Source organism: Clostridium sp. AF15-41 (assembly GCF_003604095.1).
GTDB lineage: Bacteria > Bacillota > Clostridia > Lachnospirales > Lachnospiraceae > Coprococcus.
Genome location: NZ_QTMQ01000016.1, coordinates 37,954 through 58,320, shown reverse-complemented (window position 1 = coordinate 58,320; position 20,367 = coordinate 37,954). Strand labels below are relative to the sequence as shown.

Below are 20,367 nucleotides of genomic sequence, written 5' to 3'. Positions count from 1 at the left end.
AATGATTCCTCCGTTAAATTCCGATTTCTCAGTTTCAAAAACTGGAATTTTCACACTTCGTCAACTAATGTTTTTTCTTCTCTATAAAGCAAGGTCACAACAAATGCAATAATTATCAAAATATGTAATACAATATGATATACATCAGGAACATATCTTCCATCCACATTTATTAATTGAATGCATTCTGAAAAATAGGCAATCTTCTTGTCCATTTCTCCCATAAATCCTCTTCCAAATAAAGTATACCATTCATGACTTAAGAACTGAGTGACAAACCACCCTGCCAACCATATCAAATGTATATTCCTTCCAACATTTTTTGTAACTAACATTAAAACGAATGTAATTGTCGGAATAAGCATAAATAGCCATTCTTCCTCAAATACACCTGTTACCAAGTATTTGTCTCCAATCTTCAATCCTATCATTGAAAGAAAATACCACAGTAAAAGAATTATATTTACAATTATTAAATGTGTTTTTTTCATAAATCATATCTCCTAGACAATTCTTAAAATTCCGATTTATCAACGTGTAACATAATTAAATCATATTAGAAATGGGATAAACTATGTACTTTTCTTCAAAATAATATAGTTATTTTTCCGTATGATACTTATATCCCCTCAATTTCTTTTTTACTCCAATTAATATAAGATAGTCACGATAACAATCACGACAATCCATCCTACCTTTTCCATTTTATGTGAACAAAACAATCTCCACACCATCGGTCTTCTAATGCTCATTTTATCATATACTGTTCAAGCATAGTCGGTGCGATATCCATGGCTACAAAAAACTCTTCTGGCAACGTGCAAAGCTCTTGGCTTATAAAATCTTCCGCATCAATATACTTATGATCATTTTCCGGATCATAACATTTCTCATGATTTGCAAAAATAACTATTCCCTCAAAACTCTTCTCAATCTCATAAACAGCATCTCCCGGTACATCATAATTTAGGATAGTGACATGTAATCTATCCTTTGCATCAAGACTGTCGGCAATATAAAATTCATCACAAAATGGCAACTTATTCTCGACAGCAAAATCAATTGTATGCTGGAGATATTCCCTTAAAATCTCTCTGTCCAGCTTATACTTAAAGCCCGAAAAAAAATTTTTCATTTTATTAAATAAACCCATATATCAAATCTGTCCCTTCATATAATTTGCTCATAATACTGGTTATACACTTAAATAATCTTTATATTCTTTATCTAAAAGTTTCTTAAATTCTTTATAATCATCCCATTTAAATGTAAAGCCACATCTTCTTCACTCAAATCTGTACCTTTTTTATTATATTGTATGCAATATCCCAATTCCATTCTTTGAATATTTCCGTTTCAAAACTCTTCGTCTTCATCGATTTCTTCATCTGGTTGAATCTCACAAACAAATTCAATATTTCTTTTACCGAATACATCTGTCAGATAAGTAATCTCTTCTTCATTCATTGTAAAAAATGACCATTCATTCTCGCTGACAGTTATTTTCTCCTGTTCTGTTGTCGTTACCTCCAAAGTGATAACGTTCATGCTTCCCTTCACTGTTTCAAACAGTCTTGTCAATCGTACCTTTGCCAGATCCAGTGCAGTCATCTTTCCACCATATACAGATACAAGAAAGTTCTTTGTCAAATATATCCTAAAATCATTAAACCAGAGAGCTTCCGGCTGATTACATTCTTCGTCAATCTGCTCTGCCAATGGATGTCTGTATTTTTTAATCGCACGCACCTGGGTTAATACCATCGAAATTCCAATCAATATTAAGATGCCTCCGATATCCAGATTCACAAAATATCCTTCCTTGAGTATTTTTCCATAGGTAAGCTTCGTCATACATATATAAATAAATTTGTAATTGATATACTCACTTATTATTTTTTTTACGTTCTCGTCAGTCACAACTTTCGTCATGCCTTCCACTCTTGCCGTACCATTCTCTTCAACTCTCTGCTTCAAATCTGCAAACTGTTCCGGTTGCATCCCTACAATATAGCTTTCCTCTGCCGTTGTTACAAGGTAATATCCTTCATATTTATTTTCTGCCAGTTTCTCCGGTACCTGGATAATATCAATATATGCTGTCTGATTCGCAGGATTGGCTTCTTCCTGTAATACCTGTTCAAATGGTCGAACACAATCCATCTTTCTCTTTGTCTGAATCAATCCAAATGCCACCAAAAATATTCCTATCAATAAGAGAATCATTCCGATCGTCCGCCACATTTGATTGAATTTGTATTCTTCTTTTATATGCTTATTCGTATATTTCATGTCATGTATTCTCCTACACTTGATTTTTCTCTCACACATAAATGCTCTAACGCTGTTTTATTATAAAATTGTCTGATTTGTTCCCTACAAACTGAAATTTTCGAGTGTGTCGCTAAATTAGATTTTTTCATCAATTATCATTACTAAAATACTCATTTCTAAGTATGGAATAATAAACTTCATCCACAATACCTTGATTACAGGTTCCCGACTGCCTAATTATTCCTTCTTTTTTCATTCCCATTTTCTGCATTACACTTCCTGAGTTTGGATTACCTGCAGCATGCTTTGCATATACACGTTTGACTTTTACTTCTTCAAAAAAGAATTTTACCAATGCCCTTCCTGCTTCTGCAGTTATACCTTTTCCCCACCATCTGCTTCCAATACCATACCCGAGCTCCACACTTTCTGTTGCCTCATCGAGACTTACTACTGATATATCTCCAACCAGTTCATGCGAATCTTTTAACTCAATTGTCCAAAAATAGAAATCCTGCTTATCATACGATTCTATCCAATCAATTAGTAATTGCTTTGTCTCGTCGACATTTTTATGCGGTTGCCAACTTAAAAACTTTGTTACATCTTTTTCTGTTACCCAGTTTTTAAACATGATTTCTGCATCATCTAATACATGTCGTTTAAGAACTAATCTATCTGTTTCTATTCTAATTGTGCCCTTATGTTCCATACGCATCCTCCACCATCAAGAAAATTCCGATTTTCCAGTTTCCAAAAAGGATTTTTCAAATTAGTCTTTGCAAATAACCTTTGAACCTTCACCATCAATTACAATTCCCTGATGGTTGTTAATAGGGCATAGATTCAAATCCGAAAACTCAGTCATTATTTTCTCGGTAACTTTCTTAAATGGTGCTGTAAGATAATGCGGAAGAACATAGAAATCAATCAAATCAAGCCCTGCATCATCTTCTTGTGAGTAGTCCTCCGGCTTTTCATCCATTTGCTCGATATATTGGATGCTTGGAGCGCATATAATTGCGCCTGCCGACTCGCCGATCATCAATTTTCCATTTGCCAATTCCTTTTTTAGCAACCCATCAGTTCTTGTTTTACGGAGTTGGTCCATAAGAAAGAAAGAATTTCCGCCGGTAAAATATATCACATCTGCATCTTCAAAAACAGACTGTATCGTTGAATAAGCCTCCGTTGAAATATCAATTTCAGTTACGATTGCTCCCAACTTTTTGAATAATTTTCGAGCCGAGCCGACATAACCGGTGTAGCCTTCACGCAACGAAGCTGTTGGAATAAATGCGACTTTCTTATTTTCAATTTCTTCCTTTATCAGACTTCCTACACTTGAAAAGTGCGAACATAAAAATAGTTTCATCAATATTCTCCTTTATAAATCCCGATTTGTAAAACTGTTGCATTGATTATATCAAAGAATCATGCTTGCAGCAATCTCCTTAAAACGAGAGGCAGGTGTGCCCTCCTGCCCCTCAAAAGGAAGGGAAGGTGAAAAATATATAGTCAACTGCCGTTTCCAGCAGCTATGAATCGTTACTTACCATAGAAGTCATGGTTTACTTCTGCTTTATAGTAATTACTACATGTTACCGGAGCATTATACAGTGTCGTGAGCATATAGCTTCGTATGTTGCGTACCTTTGTAGTATTGTTGCGAAGGCATGTCTTATCATGACTGCGAATTAAATCCAGAGCTTGCTTGCTATCTTCTAACAGTAATGAGAAAAGCATTTCAAAATTTTGCATGGGGACAATCTTCGTTTAATGAAAATATATAAAAAAATGTGGAAATACGTCTTCCTGTGGATTCAAATGATAACATCGACTACACATATATTACAACATTCATACAAGCACAAGAAAAATTATCAATTAAGAGTGTTATTGATTGGAAAGATAAAATAATAAATACGTCAAAGAAATGTATATAAAAAATAGGACTTCCTCACTTTTATATCGGGAAGTCCTATTTCTTTAGCGTGTTCTTTTTATTTTAATATAATTTTGCTCCTGCTGGAATATGGTTATCAACCATAAGAAGATGAAGCTCCTCATCCTCTGAATCTTTCAAATTGTTTACTGCTGAAAGTAACATACCGCAAGATTCAATTCCCATCATTGCTCTAGGTGGAAGGTTTGTAATAGCAATCAATGTTTTTCCAACTAATTCTTCTGGTTCATAATATGCATGAATACCAGAAAGGATTGTTCTATCTACACCTGTACCATCATCAAGAGTAAACTGTAAAAGTTTCTTGCTCTTAGGTACTGCTACACATTCCTTAACCTTAACTGCTCTAAAATCTGATTTTGAAAATGTATCAAAGTCAACTGTTTCCTCAAACAATGGCTCAATCTTTACATTTGAGAAATCAATCTTCTCTTCAACGGTCACAATCTGGTCGCAATTCTCTGTTGAATTACTCTTAGACACCTTATTTTCCTGCTTATCCGAGCCTAAACTCTTCATTGTCGGGAAGAGGAGCACATCACGGATTGCCTGTGAATCAGTCAACAGCATAACCAGACGGTCGATACCATAACCGATACCACCTGTAGGAGGCATACCGATCTCCAGTGCATTTAAGAAATCCTCGTCTGTATGCTCTGCTTCATCATCACCGGCTGCTGCATTTGCATCCTGTGCTGCAAAACGCTCACGCTGATCAATCGGATCGTTCAGCTCGGAGTATGCATTACACATCTCCCATGTGTTTATAAACAGCTCGAAACGCTCAACCTTGCTTGGATCAGAAGGTTTCTTCTTGGTCAGTGGTGAGATCTCGATCGGATGATCCATGATAAATGTAGGCTGGATCAGCTTTTCTTCACAAAACTCCTCAAAGAACAGGTTAATGATATCACCCTTCTTATGACGTTCTTCATATGCAATATTGTGTTCATCAGCCAGTTTCTTAGCTGCTGCATCATCTTCTACCTGATCGAAGTCGATTCCGGTATATTTCTTGATCGCATCATTCATGGTCAGACGCTCAAACGGCTTACCGAAATCAATCTCGATTCCATTATAGGAAATCTTTGTGCTTCCGCAAACCTTTTCAGCAAGATAACGGAACATGGACTCTGTCAGTTCCATCATACCTTCATAGTCTGTGTATGCCTGATATAATTCCATCAGCGTAAATTCCGGATTGTGTCTTGTATCAACACCCTCGTTACGGAATACTCGTCCAATCTCGTAAACTCTTTCCAGTCCGCCTACGATCAGACGCTTCAGATATAATTCCAGAGAGATACGAAGTTTTACATCCTCATTTAATGCATTGTAATGTGTCTCAAATGGTCTTGCTGCCGCACCACCTGCATTTGCAACAAGCATAGGAGTCTCAACCTCCATGAAATCACGATCTGCAAGGAAGTTACGGATCTCTTTTAAAATCTGTGAACGCTTGATAAATACTGCCTTGCTCTCCTGATTCATGATAAGGTCTACATATCTCTGACGATATCTGACATCTGTATCTGTTAAGCCATGGAACTTCTCCGGAAGGATCTGTAATGACTTGCTTAAAAGTGTCATTTCTTCTGCATGGATAGAAAGCTCTCCTGTCTTTGTACGGAATGCCCATCCCTTTACACCATAGATATCCCCGATATCAGATTTCTTGAAATCTGCATAAGCTTCTTCACCGATCTGATCTCTTGCAACATACACCTGAATGTTACCCTTCAGATCCTGAATATTACAGAAGGATGCCTTACCCATAACACGCTTGAACATCATACGTCCTGCAATGCTAACATGGATCGGTGATGCATCCATGATTGCTCTTCTCTCGTTATAATCGTTGTTCAGCACTTCCTTCTTCTGTGCATCATCCAGTCCCTCTACGTCCGGCTCCTGTCTGCCTGCAAGAAGCTCTGCCTCATGCGCTGTATATGCTTCTTTTACATCTGTGCTGTGATAAGTCACATCATACTTTGTAATCTCAAATGGATCTTTGCCTGCCGCCTGTAAATCTGCCAGCTTCTCACGACGAACCTGTAACAGCTTATTTACATCCTGTGGCTTAGCCTGATTATTCTGCTTATTCTCTGCCATCTTTGTTTAATCTCTTTCTACTATATTGATTATTCTGTTTATTAGATTGCTCTCTTGATATCTAATATTCTGTATTTGAATTCTCCGTCCGGTGCTTCTACTATTACTTCTTCACCAACGCGCGCACCCTTTAATGCCATACCAACCGGCGATTCATCAGAGATCTTATTCTTCATGATATCTGCTTCTGTTGAACCAACGATGTGGAATACAATTTCCTCGTCAAATTCATAATCATATACTGTTACGGTACGGCCGATACCGACAACCTCTGTATCAACCTCATCTTCGTCAACGACCTCTACATTTTTCAGGATAGCCTCTAACTGCTCGATTCTTGCTTCGATATCACGCTGCTCGTCCTTTGCCGCATCATACTCAGCATTCTCAGATAAGTCTCCCTGCTCTCTTGCTTCCTTGATCTTGGCAGCAATCTCTCTACGTTTATTTACTTTCAGATCCTGAAGTTCTTCTTCAATTTTTTTAAGTCCTGTATAGGTAACTACCTGTTTCTTTTCAGCCATCGCCGACTACCTCCTAAACAATATCTGTGTTTTCCGTTAAGTTCTCACAAGTATCCTACATTATATTCCAGTTTCCCTGTAATGTCAAACCTGTATACAGAAAAAAAAGAAGCCTTAAAGCTAAGACTTCTTTTTCTTCTATCAATGCAGTTGATGGGACTTGAACCCACACCCACGTAAGTGGACATGAACCTGAATCATGCGCGTATGCCAATTCCGCCACAACTGCATGAAAACGTGCTTTATCTCACGCACTCGTTTAATATAGCACGTCATCTGCTTCTTGTCAAAACAAATTTTGTAAAAACGTTAATTTTTTTATTCTGCCTCTGAAGCTGTCTCTGTTGTTGACTCTGTGCTCTCTGCTTCAGTGGAACCATCTTCCGATGCATCTTCTGAACTTGCTTCTGTTGAATCTACCTGAACAGCTGTACCCATCAGATAATCAAGAACTTTTTCCTCTGTTGCATAGAATTTCAGATCGCTCGCTGAATATTTGGAGTTGATCGTATCCTCGTCTACTTCATTATCATCCATCAGCTTCTGCTTATATGCATCAGTCTCTTTATCATTTGCGACCAGATCTTTTTCTAACGCGATCGAGCTGACAACGATCTTCTCCTGCATTACAGATTCAACTGTGCTCTGAAGATAGGAAACAAATGAGGCCTCGTCTGTGTATCCATAAAAATACTGTAGGAATGTCTGTACACCGATTCCATACTGAGAAGCACTGGATTCGATATTATCCATAACACTCTTTACATATGCATCAATCTCGCCTTCCGGATATTTGGTAAACGTTGTTTTCTCTTTAATTGCTTTTAACACATTAGCTCGGTCAGTACTGTCTGCCGATTTATCTGTATCCTTCTGAAGCTCATCCGTCAGATACTTGGTATAATCCTCTGTCGTTGTATATTTACCATCCGTAGCCGACTTCACAAGGTCATCTGTATATTCCGGTGTTGTCGTTATCTTGATATAATTGATCGTTACATCAAATTTTGCTTCCATACCGGCAACCGTTGTATCTGAATAATCGTCCGGATATGTGATTGTGAATGTCTTCTGTACACCGGGCTTTAATCCGATCATCTGCTCATCAAGTCCGGGTGCTAACGCATCCTTACCCATAACAATACTGGTTCCGGCTTCGTCATCGTTCTTTGCCTTTTCCTCGCCGTTGATGGTTTCAACGTAGTTGATATTAACATCGTCACCATCCTTGATCACGCTGTCATAATCCTTTGTTTCTACATTATTATCTGTACAGAATGATTTAATCTTCTCGTCAATCTGATCCTGTGTTACTTCTCTGGACGTTGGTACATACTCGATACCATCATAATCCTTTACTTCTGCACATTTTGCATACTGTCTGAATTCACTCTTTGTGCTTCCGCATCCGCTAAGCACCCCCATGCCGACAACCGCAGTCAGACACAGAGCCATTACCTTCTTCATTTTCATAATATAATCTTTCTCCTCAGAACTTCATCTTATTAATTCTTTATTTACCGAACTCTGTTTCGACATCTGCTCTAGTTTGCTTCTGTTATTGCTTCTGTTGTAGTTTCTTCTTCGGAACTCGTTGCTTCTGTCGCTGCTTCTGTCGTTGTCTCCGTCTTCTTACCATTATCAAGAAGGAAAGTCATAACCTTGTCAGCCAGTGTATAATACATCAGATCCTGAGATGAATACTGTTCCTTTACAGAATCCTCTGTTGCGTCATTCTCCTCCGCGAGTTTCTTGATATAGGCTGTTTCATCATCCGAATCAATTGTAATATTTTCTGCCTTTGCAACCGCGCATACTACCTTTTTTTCTTTTACGGATTCCTGACAGATCTGATTCACATATTCTTTGAATGAATCTTCATCCTCATAACCGTAATAATATTGGATAAATGTTGCATAATCAATGCCATAATTACTTGCCTGCGATTTCAACTGTGTAATGATCTCATCTGCCAGACTACTTACTTCTTCTGCCGGAATATTCTCAATTGTTGCCTTATTGATAACATTTGTCATAACAACATTCTGTGCCGATGTAAGTGCAGTTGCTTCATTACTTGCTTTCAGCTCACTTCTGATGGATTCCTCATACTCGGCTGTTGTCTTATAAGAAGTATTCGCAGCTACCAACGCATCATTATACTCTGCTTCCACAGGAATCTTGATATAGTTCAATGTAGTCTTGAATACAGCAGCTTTGCCATCCATATCATTGCCATATCCGTCCGGGAAGGTTACATTTACATCAAATGTATCTCCTGCCTTATGTCCCACGATCTGATCTTCAAATGTGTCGATGAGGGATTTTGATCCAAGTGTTACATCATATCCTGAACCATTCGTATTACCACCATCAAATTCTACACCATCTACAGTACCTACAAAATCAATATTTACTGTATCTCCTGATTTTGCTGCACTTGTTTTATCCTCATTATATGTCGCACAGGATTCAACAAAATCATCTACCTTCTTCTGTACATCATCCTCTGTTACTTCTGCAGGAGCATACTCATATTCAATGCCCTTATACTCTCCCAGAGTTACTCCCTCCGCATACTTGGCAATATATTCATCAATTGTCAGATCAGCTTCTGTACTGTCCTCTGTTGCATCCGTTTGTGTCGCTTTATCCAAATTACCGGTCACATCTTTACCCTTATCTCCACAACCTGCAACCATGGATACTGTCATTGCCATTGCAAGAGCAACCGCAAATCCCTTTTTTAATTTTCTCATTGTACTTACCTCTATATTATTATAAAATTAGGTATCACCTATCATAGCTTTATATCACACTTTCTATTAAAAATAAAGCTATTTTACGCAATTCATAGAAATGTCACAAACTATATAACATTATCGTTATATCTTCAATTGTTTGCAATACTTCGACAGTATCCGGTCCTCCGAATACAATTTCCGACAATTTCACATATTATCAAGCACCGCTCGAACGTTAAATCACATTTTCCCATGCAACACAATATCTAGTATTGTTTCTTTATTTTTTTCTCAATATTTTGTACCATTTGATATAGACAAACCAGAATGGTGATGCTATAATGTGTAACTGTCGGGGACATAGAGTTACAAAATATTCAAAACGATTTTTTAGTCTCACAGATTTTAAATCGTTCATTTTTTTGTCTTTTTTTCGCGCACGACGCAATATGTTGTGGGGCGAGCAAATATTGCACTCAATATCTAGATAACCATTTTAGGAGGAGAATAGAAAAATGCAGGTAATCAAAAGAGACGGAAGAGCCGTATCCTATGATCGCAGCAAGATTATCGTTGCCATTCAGAAGGCAAATGCCGAAGTTGAAGACTGCGAAAAAATTTCTGAAGAAAAAATCGAAGAGATCATAGACGGCATCGAAGCAAAAAACAGAAAACGAATGCTGGTTGAAGATATTCAGGATATCATTGAACAAAAGCTCATGGCAGAGGGGAAGTTTGTTCTTGCCAAGACTTACATTATATATAGATACAGCCGTGAACTGATTCGTAAGGCAAACACAACTGATGATTCGATCCTCAGTCTGATCAAGAACAGAAACAAAGATGTTATGGAAGAAAATTCGAATAAAAACGCAACAGTTGCATCTACCCAGCGTGATCTGATCGCAGGCGAGGTTTCAAAAGATCTTACAAAGAGGCTCCTGCTTCCGGAAAAGATCTCAAAAGCCCATGAAGAAGGTGCGATTCATTTTCATGATGCAGATTATTTCTTACAGCCTATCTTCAACTGCTGTCTGATCAACATTGGAGATATGCTCGACAACGGCACTGTCATGAACGGCAAATTGATCGAGAGCCCTAAGAGCTTTCAGGTTGCATGTACGATTGTTACACAGATCATTGCAGCCGTTGCCTCCAGCCAGTATGGTGGTCAGTCCGTTGATATCCGTCACCTTGGAAAATATCTGCGCAAGAGCTATAACAAATATAAAGCATTATATCAGGAAGAATTTGGAGACAGATTGGATGCTGATACATTAGAGGAACTGGTAAAAGAAAGGCTGAACGATGAACTTCGTTCCGGTGTTCAGACAATCCAGTACCAGATCAACACCTTAATGACTACAAATGGGCAGTCTCCATTTGTAACCTTATTCCTGAATCTTGATCCAAATGATGAATATATCGAAGAAAATGCCATGATCATAGAAGAAATCCTCCGTCAGCGTTTAGAGGGTATCAAGAACGAAGTTGGTGTCTATGTGACACCGGCATTTCCAAAGCTGATCTACGTTCTGGATGAACACAACTGCTTAAAGGGTGGCAAATATGATTATATCACTCGTCTTGCCATTAAGTGTTCTGCAAAAAGAATGTATCCTGATTACATCTCCGCCAAAAAGATGCGTGAGAACTATGAAGGAAATGTATTCTCATGTATGGGTTGTCGTTCTTTCCTTTCTCCTTGGAAGGATGAAAATGGCAACTACAAATGGGAAGGTCGTTTCAATCAGGGAGTTGTCAGCCTGAATCTTCCACAGATCGGAATTCTGGCAAAAGGTGATGAGGATAAATTCTGGTCACTCTTAGACGAAAGACTCCAGTTATGTTATGACGCTTTGATGTGCCGTCACAGAGCTCTGGAGGGTATCACATCCGATGTCAGTCCTATCCACTGGCAATATGGTGCAATTGCACGACTAAAGAAGGGTGAGGTTATCGATCCATTGCTTCACAACGGCTACTCTACTCTGTCGCTTGGATACATCGGATTGTATGAAACTTCTATCCTGATGAAGGGTGTCAGCCATACAGATCCTGTCGGTGAAGAATTTGCTTTAAAGGTTATGAATAGAATGCGTGCAGCCTGTGATAAATGGAAGGCTGATACCGGACTTGGTTTCGGATTATACGGAACACCTGCCGAAAGCTTATGTTACAGATTTGCCCGTATTGATAAAGAGCGTTTCGGTACGATCAAGGATGTTACAGATAAGGGCTACTACACGAACTCTTACCATGTTGATGTACGTGAGAAGATCGATGCATTCAGCAAGTTCAGATTTGAGAGTCAGTTCCAGACGATCTCATCCGGTGGTGCAATCTCCTATGTCGAGATACCAAATATGCGCAACAATCTGGATGCACTTGCAGAAGTGGTTCGTTACATTTATGAGAACATCCAGTATGCTGAATTCAATACAAAGTCTGACTATTGCCATGTATGTGGCTATGATGGTGAGATTATCATTAATTCAGACGGCGAATGGGAATGTCCTCAGTGTGGTAACAAAGACCATGCAAAAATGAACGTTACAAGAAGAACCTGTGGTTATCTCGGTGAGAACTTCTGGAACGTCGGCAAAACAAAAGAAATGGCTTCCAGAGTATTACACCTGTAGAATTCAGGTCTGATGCATGTGGTTCAGCCATACCACAGATAAAGACATATACCACATACGATCAGAATATACCGGAATTTTTATAAAAACACTTGCTATATTGAAAAAATTGGTTTATATTAAAGCTATGCATAAAGTATTTACTTGTATGAACAGTTTACATCCGATTTTTAACTAAGTGCATTAATAATTTCAATTTGTATGGTCTGCATGTCGTAGAGGGCAATGCGGGCCATACTTTTTGTATGGGAGAAATAATAATTATGAATTATATGGATATCAAACGGTGTGATATTGCAAACGGAACCGGAGTTCGAACCTCTCTGTTCGTATCCGGCTGCACACACCACTGTAAAGGTTGTTTTAATCAGGATACCTGGGATTTCAACGCAGGTAAGCCTTTTACGCAAAAAGAGATCGATACGATCATTGAACTCTGTAAGCCGGATCATATTGTAGGTCTTACTTTGCTTGGTGGCGAGCCATTGGAATTCGTCAACCAGCAGGGTCTGCTTCCACTTCTGGAACAGTTCAAATCTACTTACCCGGATAAAACGATCTGGTGCTATACCGGCTACGATTTTGAAAAAGACGTTCTGGACAAGATGTATTATCAGTGGGATTTCACTCACAAATTCCTGTCCTATCTGGATGTTTTAGTCGATGGTGAATTTGTTGAAGAGAAAAAAGTTCTGGATCTGCGATTCAGGGGTTCCACAAATCAGAGAATATTAGATGTTCCAAAATCACTGACTGCCAAGAAAGCAGTCTTATGGGACGAGAAAGGAAGGTACTTCTAATGGCCACATTTGATATTAACATTAAGAAACTGAATGAAAATGCGACGATTCCTTCTTATGGTTCTGAATTTGCTGCCGGAGCAGATCTGTATGCCTGCATGGATGAGCCTGTAACGATTGCTGCCGGAGAAACCCAGTTCATCCACACCGGACTGGCTATCGAGATTCCGGCCGGCTATGCCGGACTGGTCTATGCAAGAAGCGGTCTTGCTTGCAAACGTGGTCTTGCACCTGCCAATAAAGTAGGCGTTATCGACGCTGATTACCGTGGAGAGATCATGGTAGCACTCCACAATCACTCTAATGTTGATCAGACAATCGAAAGTGGCGAACGTATTGCTCAGCTTGTTATCACTCCATACATTACCGGCTGTTTCCATACTGTAGATGAATTATCCGATACCGTACGCGGTGAAGGGGGATTTGGCTCAACAGGAAGAAAATAAACAGACGAAAAAATGTCCATGGTACGAAATGTACCATGGACATTTTTATTCTATCCCATTAACTAAACGTGATCATACTATACACATCGGTATTTACGCTCTTGGAATAAGTGTAATCTTTATCAATCTTTGATACCCAGTTCGTTAAAAGATTATTAAAATAGGCATCATTTGCCTCTTTTGTCAACTCCGCTTTATTCGTAGCGGTTGCTTTCTCATCTGTCAGATATGTCATCTGAAAGATATGATAGCCATTCTCAGTCTCGATAACCGGGGAGATATCTCCATCCTGCATATCATATAAAGTATCCAGCACCTCTTGTCCATAGCTTTCCAGGATCTGATCCTTACTCATCGTATGGCTTCCGGCATATCGCAGGTTGTTTGTGTGGCCAAGGAAAGTAATATTCAGGTTCGGATTGTCCGATAACTGCTGTTTGATCGAAGTATAAGCCTCGTCCGCTTTTTGTTTCTGTTCTGCAATCTTATCCTTACTGTACACTACGATATTTCCAAAATCATCCTCATAATAACATTCAAAGAACATATCGTAAAATGTCGTCATTCTTGCCTGCTCATCGGATACCTCGGCAGAGGAATCGCTCATGACATGATCGTAAATCTTCTTCGCCAGTGCATTCTCCTGAAGAACACGGGATGGTGTATCTGCCTCCATGCCGGTTTCCTTCAACTGCTCATCGGTCAGACTGTTATAAAAATCTTCCGCTTCCTGTTCTGCCTGTGCCTGTTCTTCCTCCGTCAGGCTGATCTTGTATTCATCTGCCTGTGCGATCAATGCCTTAGTCTGGACAATGTTGGATATTACTTCACGCCTTGCCATTTCCTCGACATCCATCTCAATACCGCCATCCGTTTCGATCGTTTTGCCCCAGATGTCGCTGCCGTATTCTTTCTCGTACTCATCAATGGTTGTCTGTGCATAGATATACACCTCGTCCAAATAAATGTTGTCATTTCCGAATTTGAATACAATATATTTTCCTGTATTATCCTGACTCTCTTCTCCGCACGCTGCAAGTGTAAGTAACATCACACATGCGCAGATCAAAGAAATAGCCTTTAGAATTCTACGTTTCATCCACCAAACCTCCTGTTCTTCCAACTCACCGATTTCGGTGTCTGCATCGCCCTGCAAACATTACAGATTTCGGTATGCTGATCATCCTTTATTCTTCTGCAAGCTCCGCGATATCGGCTACAACCGCTCTCGCCTGCTTCCAGATCTCTTTCTCTGTGATCGTCTTCATCTTAAGCACAAAAGACGGACTGTTGCCGATCACAAATTTCATGCTTCCTCTATATTTATCTAATAACGAATCAATCTTTGCTGTGTCGATCTTCGCCTGTTTAAACATCGAAAACCGTAGTTCCGCCCCCGCCAGCATAATGCTGGTTATATAGGCACGATTTGCCTTTGCCTTTAATAAAGATACATCAAGCAGGTTCAGAACCTCTGTCGGCATCTCTCCGAATCTGTCATTTAATTCGTCAATAATATCGTCATAGTCATCATCCGATGCGATATGTGATATCCGCTTGTACAGATCCAGCTTGATAAATTCATTCTTGACATATTCAGCCGGTATATAAGCATCCACCGGAAGCTGTACGGTTGTCTCGAACCGTTCTTCAACCTTCTCGCCCATCTCCTGACGGATCGCATCATTTAACATCTTGCAGTACAGATCATAACCAACTGCTTCCATATGACCGGACTGATCCTCGCCTAAGATATTTCCCGCGCCACGGATCTCCAGATCCTTCATGGACACCTTGATTCCGGAACCAAGATCGGTAAATTCCCGAATTGCTTTCAGTCTCTTTTCCGCAGTTTCTTTAATAAGTTTATCCCGACGGTACATCAGAAATGCATATGCATTCCGATCTGAACGACCGACACGGCCGCGGAGCTGATACAACTGGGATAAGCCAAATGTATCTGCATCATGAATGATCATGGTATTTGCATTCGGAATATCCAAGCCTGTCTCGATGATCGTCGTAGTAACCAGCACATCAATCTCATGATTGATAAACCGGTACATGATGTCCTCCAGCTGTCGTTCATGCATCTGGCCATGCGCATACTCAACGACTGCATCCGGTACAAGGGATGCGATCTCCGATGTGACCATCTCTATATTATTTACCCGGTTATATACATAATATACCTGACCATCCCGCGCCAGCTCACGCTTGATCGCTTCTTTGACAAGTTCGGGATCAAGCTCCATGACATAGGTCTGGATCGCCCGTCTGTCAACCGGTGCTTCTTCCAGAACACTCATATCCCGGATACCGATCAGGCTCATATGAAGTGTACGAGGAATAGGAGTCGCTGTCAAGGTCAGAACGTCAACATTTGTCTTCATCTGTTTGATCTTTTCCTTATGTGTGACGCCAAACCGCTGCTCCTCGTCTATGATCAGCAGACCAAGCTGCTTAAATGCCACATCCTTGGACAACAGCCGATGTGTTCCGATCACGATATCCACCTTTCCGGCCTTCAAATCGGCGATTGTCTCCCGTACCTCCTTCGGTGTACAGAAACGGCATAACAGCCGGATCTCGACCGGGAATTCCTTCATACGTTCTTTGAATGTATTATAATGCTGCTGTGCAAGGATCGTAGTAGGCACAAGATATGCAACCTGTCTGCCATCGTATACTGCCTTAAATGCCGCACGAATCGCAACCTCTGTCTTACCAAATCCCACATCACCACAGATCAGACGATCCATGATCTTGCTGCTCTCCATGTCTGCCTTCGTCTCTGCGATTGCTTTCTTCTGATCATCCGTTTCCTCGTACGGGAACATTTCCTCAAATTCCTGCTGCCAGATCGTATCTTTCGAATAGCAGAAGCCCTGTGATGCCTGTCGTTTCGCATACAGGTTAACCAGCTCTTTCGCGATCGTTGCAACATGACCTTTCACCCGGCTTCTGGTCTTCTCCCAGTCCTTGCTGCCAAGCTTGTTGATCTTCGGTCGTCTGCCCTCTTTATCACTGTATTTCTGGATACAGTCTACCTCAGAAGCCAGTACATAGAGCTTTCCGCCCTCTGCATAATTGATCGTTACATAATCCTTCAAGACACCATCCACTTCAACCTTCTCGATACCGCCATAGATACCAACTCCATAGCGTTCATGGATCACGCAGTCTCCCACACTGATATCGGAGAAATCTTTGATCACTTCACCGGAATACCGTGGCTTCTGATTCTTCTTTTTCTTCGTACTGCTCCGTGCAGTAAAGACGTCGCCTTCATTTATCACAACCAGCTTCAGCTCCGGGAACTCAAATCCTGCCCGAAGTCTTCCTGTCGTAACCATTACCTCTTTCTCGGAAAGAACGCGGTCGGTATCCTCCGAATAGAAGCATGCCACATCATGGCCGGTCAGATTTTCAACCATCCGTTTGGCTCTGGTCGTCGATGGTGAGATAAATACGATTCGATAATTCTTCTCTCTCCATTTTCCGATATCCGCAATTAACGCTTCAAAATTATTTCTGTAGGAATTAACCACACGGCTGTCGTAAGTTACATCATGCCGGATCGTAAAATACCGATCCTCATGATACAGAATAGAAAATGCGAGCGTCTGAAATGCCTGCATTTTCTGCACGATTGCCGGATAGGTAAATAAAATATTCATCATACCCGGAAGGATATAGCCACCCTCCAGGCGGCTCTCCATACTCTCAAGGAAGGTCGCCATATAGTTATCCGCATAATCTGATATCCTCGAGGTCTCATCTAATAAAACAACTGTATTTTTTGTATGAAAGCAGTCTAACAGTGATACGGTCTTACTGTAGAAATACTCTACATAACTGTCGACTCCTGCCATTCCATGGAACTCCGTCAACTGCTCTTTGATCTCTCCGATCTGCTTCTTTAAGCGGGCAGCTTCCTCTGTCTTGAACTCTTTCCGCAGCTTCTCATAATATGGTTTGAATTCCTGCTCCAGCTTACGGATTCCCTGTGCCGTCCTGCGATCCGACAACACCATGTCGCTTGCCGGATAGATCTGGATCTCCTGTACCTGCTCGATCGACCGCTGGCTCTCTACATCAAAGCTTCGGATCGTATCAACCTCCGTATCCCACATATCGATACGATATGGACATTCCTCTGTCAAAGGGAAAATATCAATGATACCACCACGCACAGCAAACTGTCCGACGCCGTCCACGCTGTCAGCCTTTTCATACCCCAGTTCCACCAGTCGTTTCTTAAGCGCTTCAACATCCAGTTCTTCCGCCTCACGGATCGTCACAACGTTTTTCTTAATGTAGGACAGATCCGGCATCTTATCAAATAACGCATCCACTGTCAGAATGATCGTACAGGCTTCTCCCTCGATCAGTCGTCTGAAAATATCCATCCGCCGTCTGGTGATAGAATTTCCATGGATATCTGAGCTGTAAAATAAAATATCCTTCGACGGATACATATACACCGCTTTATCATAGAAACGGAAATCCTCGTATAACTGTTCCATTCTCTGTTCGCTGTAGGTTACAACCAGTCTTACATGTGCATCGGATGAAAATGCATGCATCAGATATACCCGGTCTGTTCCATCATTCCCGGATATATTGACGATGCCATCCTGCTGTTTTAACCAGTCCTTTATCTGTATATAATTTTCGGTATGTTTTACAGGCTCATTGATTGCCTTCATATCGACGCCAAATGCCAGGCTGATACAGCCTGGCTCCCTTTCTTTTTATTTTCTGATTATTATATCCATCCGATCGTATTCAAAGTCTCACCCTGTATGCGGTCGATTCCGATCAACGTATTTTGCCTTTACGTTAATTATATTTATTCATAGCTGCTGCCGCACTGTCTTTTAAAATCAATGCGATCGCATCACAGGCATTATCACAGCCTGCCTTGATCTCCGGAAGTTCGTCTTTTCCGAATCTGGATAATACATAATCTGCAAGATCCATACGATCCGGTTTCTTTCCGATTCCGACACGGACACGGACAAATTCCTGTGTTCCCAGATGTGAAATGATATTCTTCATTCCATTATGTCCACCGGCACTTCCCTTTTCACGGATCCGAAGCTTGCCGACTGCCAGATCGATATCATCATAAGCAACGATCACATCGGATGGATCGCATTTGTAATAATCGACCAGTTCCCGGACACTTTCTCCACTCAGATTCATAAATGTCTGTGGCATTGCAAGGATCACTTTCTCTCCTTCTATCATGCCCCTGCCATAGATCGCTTTATGCTTCTTTTCACTCAATTCTATATTATATTTATCTGCAAGTCCTACAATTACGGAAAATCCTACATTATGTCTGGTTCCCGCATATTTGGTTCCCGGATTTCCAAGTCCTACTATCAGTTTCATCTTATCTTGACCTCATTATCTCTTCTGCTTCTGCAAGCTGTTCCAGTGTATTAACACCCTTGATCTGATCTGCATCCTCCATGGCTGCCGCATCGACCGGAAGTCCCATTTTCTTGATGATCTCAATGGTATCCGGCAGATAATATTCACCCTGTGCATTATCATTTGTAATCTGTGAAAGTGCTGCCAGTAATGCATCACATTTGAAAATATACATACCGGAATTTACTTCTCTAACCGCCTGTTCTTCCTCGGTTGCATCCTTCTGTTCTACGATCTTTGATAAGCCTTTCTCATCACGGATAATTCTTCCGTATCCAAATGGATCTGAAAGCATCGCTGAGATAACCGTAACACCATTTCCTGCTGCAACATGCTTCTTGATCGCCTGCTCTAATGTCTTACCGGTTACAAGTGGTGTATCTCCGCAAAGGACAACAACATCGCCCTCTGTGCCGATAAAATCAGAAGCACACTTGACCGCATGACCGGTTCCAAGCTGTTCGGTCTGTAGTGCATAGCTTACTACATCCTGCATTTCTTCTGTCTTATCAAGCTTCGCATAAGTATCTTTAATACTTTTTTCTACTTCTTCTGCCTTGTATCCAACGATCACGCAGACTTTATCACATCCGGCAGCTCTTGCCGCTTCTATCGAATAGTATACCATCGGCTTACCAAGCACCTCGTGCACAACCTTTGGCTTTTCAGATTTCATTCTTGTTCCCTTGCCTGCTGCAAGGATGATTGCTTTCAGCATAATTACCTCCAAATAAAATATGAGATTACCACAGCTAATTTTACTTTATCCCTATTTCATTTTCAACCATATGGTGGAAATATTTCGTACATTCATCAAATTCTTCCTTACCACATGATAAACATTTCATAAATATAATCTCCTCTCAAATTAAATGAACAACTTATTTATTGAATTTCGTCTCACAACCACTTTATTAATCGACACTTTAATCACAATTCATTTTCTGAAAAGGAACAGATATCCCCATCATCGCACCAGCTAAAATCATTATGCTGGCATAAATCTCATTCAAATTAAAACATACCATAATCATAGCCAAAATAACAAAAATGGAGCAAATCCCCAGTTGAAGATTCTTTATTTTTCCTTTTTTATCCTTTTTTAACTTAACTGTTAAAAATCCTACATCCAATAAAATATAGAGAATAAAGTCTACAATGAATAAAGCAATGTTTAAATCTTTTTCATAACAAATCGCTAAAATAATATTATACAATCCCAAAGCCACAGAACATACTTTGGTTAATTTAGCGTTCCAAATCACATTTGGAATCTTCCATTTGAAAGTAGACCAAACAATCAAAAAACAACCCGAAAACAATATCATTACTCTATTTATTTCCATAAACCTTCTCTCCCCTTGTTATAGATCTTTACCATATATAAATACCAATACTAACACTAAAGCCAGCC

General features: G+C 40.1%; 17 protein-coding genes, 1 tRNA gene and 1 pseudogene. 3 read left to right on the top strand and 16 right to left on the bottom strand.

The features are described from left to right. Positions 1–50 precede the first annotated feature (50 nt). From DWW43_RS10720 to tig, 11 genes and pseudogenes are all read right to left on the bottom strand, one after another. Positions 51–491, bottom strand: a complete 441-nt coding sequence (locus DWW43_RS10720; RefSeq protein WP_119963550.1) for a hypothetical protein — start codon at positions 489–491, stop codon at positions 51–53. A gap of 257 nt (positions 492–748) precedes the next feature. Next, on the bottom strand, positions 749–1,153 hold the full coding sequence (locus DWW43_RS10715; protein WP_015534085.1) for a hypothetical protein: 405 nt from the start codon (positions 1,151–1,153) through the stop codon (positions 749–751). Between the two features lie 203 nt (positions 1,154–1,356). Further along, complete coding sequence (locus DWW43_RS10710) at positions 1,357–2,292, bottom strand: hypothetical protein (protein WP_119963549.1); 936 nt, start codon at positions 2,290–2,292, stop codon at positions 1,357–1,359. A gap of 130 nt (positions 2,293–2,422) precedes the next feature. After that, the gene (locus DWW43_RS10705) at positions 2,423–2,986 is read right to left on the bottom strand and encodes a GNAT family N-acetyltransferase (protein ID WP_015534086.1); all 564 of its coding nucleotides are present in this window, start codon (positions 2,984–2,986) and stop codon (positions 2,423–2,425) included. 60 nt (positions 2,987–3,046) lie between these two features. Further along, a complete protein-coding gene (locus tag DWW43_RS10700) occupies positions 3,047–3,649 on the bottom strand; it encodes a Type 1 glutamine amidotransferase-like domain-containing protein (RefSeq protein WP_015534087.1) in 603 nt (200 codons plus the stop codon). A gap of 173 nt (positions 3,650–3,822) precedes the next feature. Beyond that, positions 3,823–3,951: pseudogene (locus DWW43_RS12360) on the bottom strand (DUF6017 domain-containing protein); the annotation flags it as partial. A 331-nt stretch (positions 3,952–4,282) separates the two neighbouring features. Then, positions 4,283–6,352 carry a lysine--tRNA ligase gene (gene lysS / locus DWW43_RS10690; RefSeq protein ID WP_119963547.1) on the bottom strand — a complete coding sequence of 690 codons (2,070 nt, stop codon included), beginning with the start codon at positions 6,350–6,352 and terminating at the stop codon, positions 4,283–4,285. Positions 6,353–6,393: 41 nt separating this feature from the next. Further along, entirely contained in the window at positions 6,394–6,876 is a 483-nt protein-coding gene (gene greA, locus DWW43_RS10685) for a transcription elongation factor GreA (protein ID WP_117785230.1), read from the bottom strand. Positions 6,877–7,021: 145 nt separating this feature from the next. Beyond that, positions 7,022–7,105, bottom strand: a tRNA-Leu gene (locus DWW43_RS10680). Between the two features lie 89 nt (positions 7,106–7,194). Next, positions 7,195–8,349, bottom strand: coding sequence for an FKBP-type peptidyl-prolyl cis-trans isomerase (locus DWW43_RS10675; RefSeq protein ID WP_119963546.1), 1,155 nt, complete (start codon positions 8,347–8,349; stop codon positions 7,195–7,197). Between the two features lie 71 nt (positions 8,350–8,420). Beyond that, entirely contained in the window at positions 8,421–9,635 is a 1,215-nt protein-coding gene (tig, locus tag DWW43_RS10670; RefSeq protein WP_119963545.1) for a trigger factor, read from the bottom strand. 500 nt (positions 9,636–10,135) lie between these two features. On the opposite strand from tig, the gene nrdD reads away from it, so the two are divergent. The 3 genes from nrdD to dut all read left to right on the top strand — a co-directional run bounded on the left by nrdD (position 10,136) and on the right by dut (position 13,508). Next, complete coding sequence (gene nrdD, locus DWW43_RS10665) at positions 10,136–12,262, top strand: anaerobic ribonucleoside-triphosphate reductase (protein ID WP_008400188.1); 2,127 nt, start codon at positions 10,136–10,138, stop codon at positions 12,260–12,262. A gap of 263 nt (positions 12,263–12,525) precedes the next feature. After that, positions 12,526–13,062, top strand: a complete 537-nt coding sequence (gene nrdG, locus DWW43_RS10660) for an anaerobic ribonucleoside-triphosphate reductase activating protein (protein ID WP_044944584.1) — start codon at positions 12,526–12,528, stop codon at positions 13,060–13,062. After that, positions 13,062–13,508 (top strand): dUTP diphosphatase, encoded by a 447-nt coding sequence (gene dut, locus DWW43_RS10655; RefSeq protein WP_008400192.1) that lies wholly within the window; start codon positions 13,062–13,064, stop codon positions 13,506–13,508. Before nrdG ends, dut begins: the two co-directional genes overlap by 1 nt. Positions 13,509–13,566: 58 nt before the next feature. On the opposite strand, the gene DWW43_RS10650 is transcribed toward dut, so the two are convergent. From DWW43_RS10650 to DWW43_RS10630, 5 genes are all read right to left on the bottom strand, one after another. Beyond that, positions 13,567–14,607, bottom strand: a complete 1,041-nt coding sequence (locus tag DWW43_RS10650) for a peptidylprolyl isomerase (protein WP_243104474.1) — start codon at positions 14,605–14,607, stop codon at positions 13,567–13,569. A gap of 88 nt (positions 14,608–14,695) precedes the next feature. Continuing rightward, complete coding sequence (gene mfd / locus DWW43_RS10645) at positions 14,696–18,220, bottom strand: transcription-repair coupling factor (RefSeq protein ID WP_119963544.1); 3,525 nt, start codon at positions 18,218–18,220, stop codon at positions 14,696–14,698. A gap of 133 nt (positions 18,221–18,353) precedes the next feature. Beyond that, positions 18,354–18,911 (bottom strand): aminoacyl-tRNA hydrolase, encoded by a 558-nt coding sequence (gene pth, locus DWW43_RS10640; protein WP_021943169.1) that lies wholly within the window; start codon positions 18,909–18,911, stop codon positions 18,354–18,356. Between the two features lies 1 nt (position 18,912). Beyond that, positions 18,913–19,671 carry a sugar phosphate nucleotidyltransferase gene (locus tag DWW43_RS10635; RefSeq protein WP_117823197.1) on the bottom strand — a complete coding sequence of 253 codons (759 nt, stop codon included), beginning with the start codon at positions 19,669–19,671 and terminating at the stop codon, positions 18,913–18,915. 208 nt (positions 19,672–19,879) lie between these two features. After that, on the bottom strand, positions 19,880–20,299 hold the full coding sequence (locus DWW43_RS10630) for a hypothetical protein (protein ID WP_008400198.1): 420 nt from the start codon (positions 20,297–20,299) through the stop codon (positions 19,880–19,882). Between the last annotated feature and the right edge of the window lie 68 nt (positions 20,300–20,367).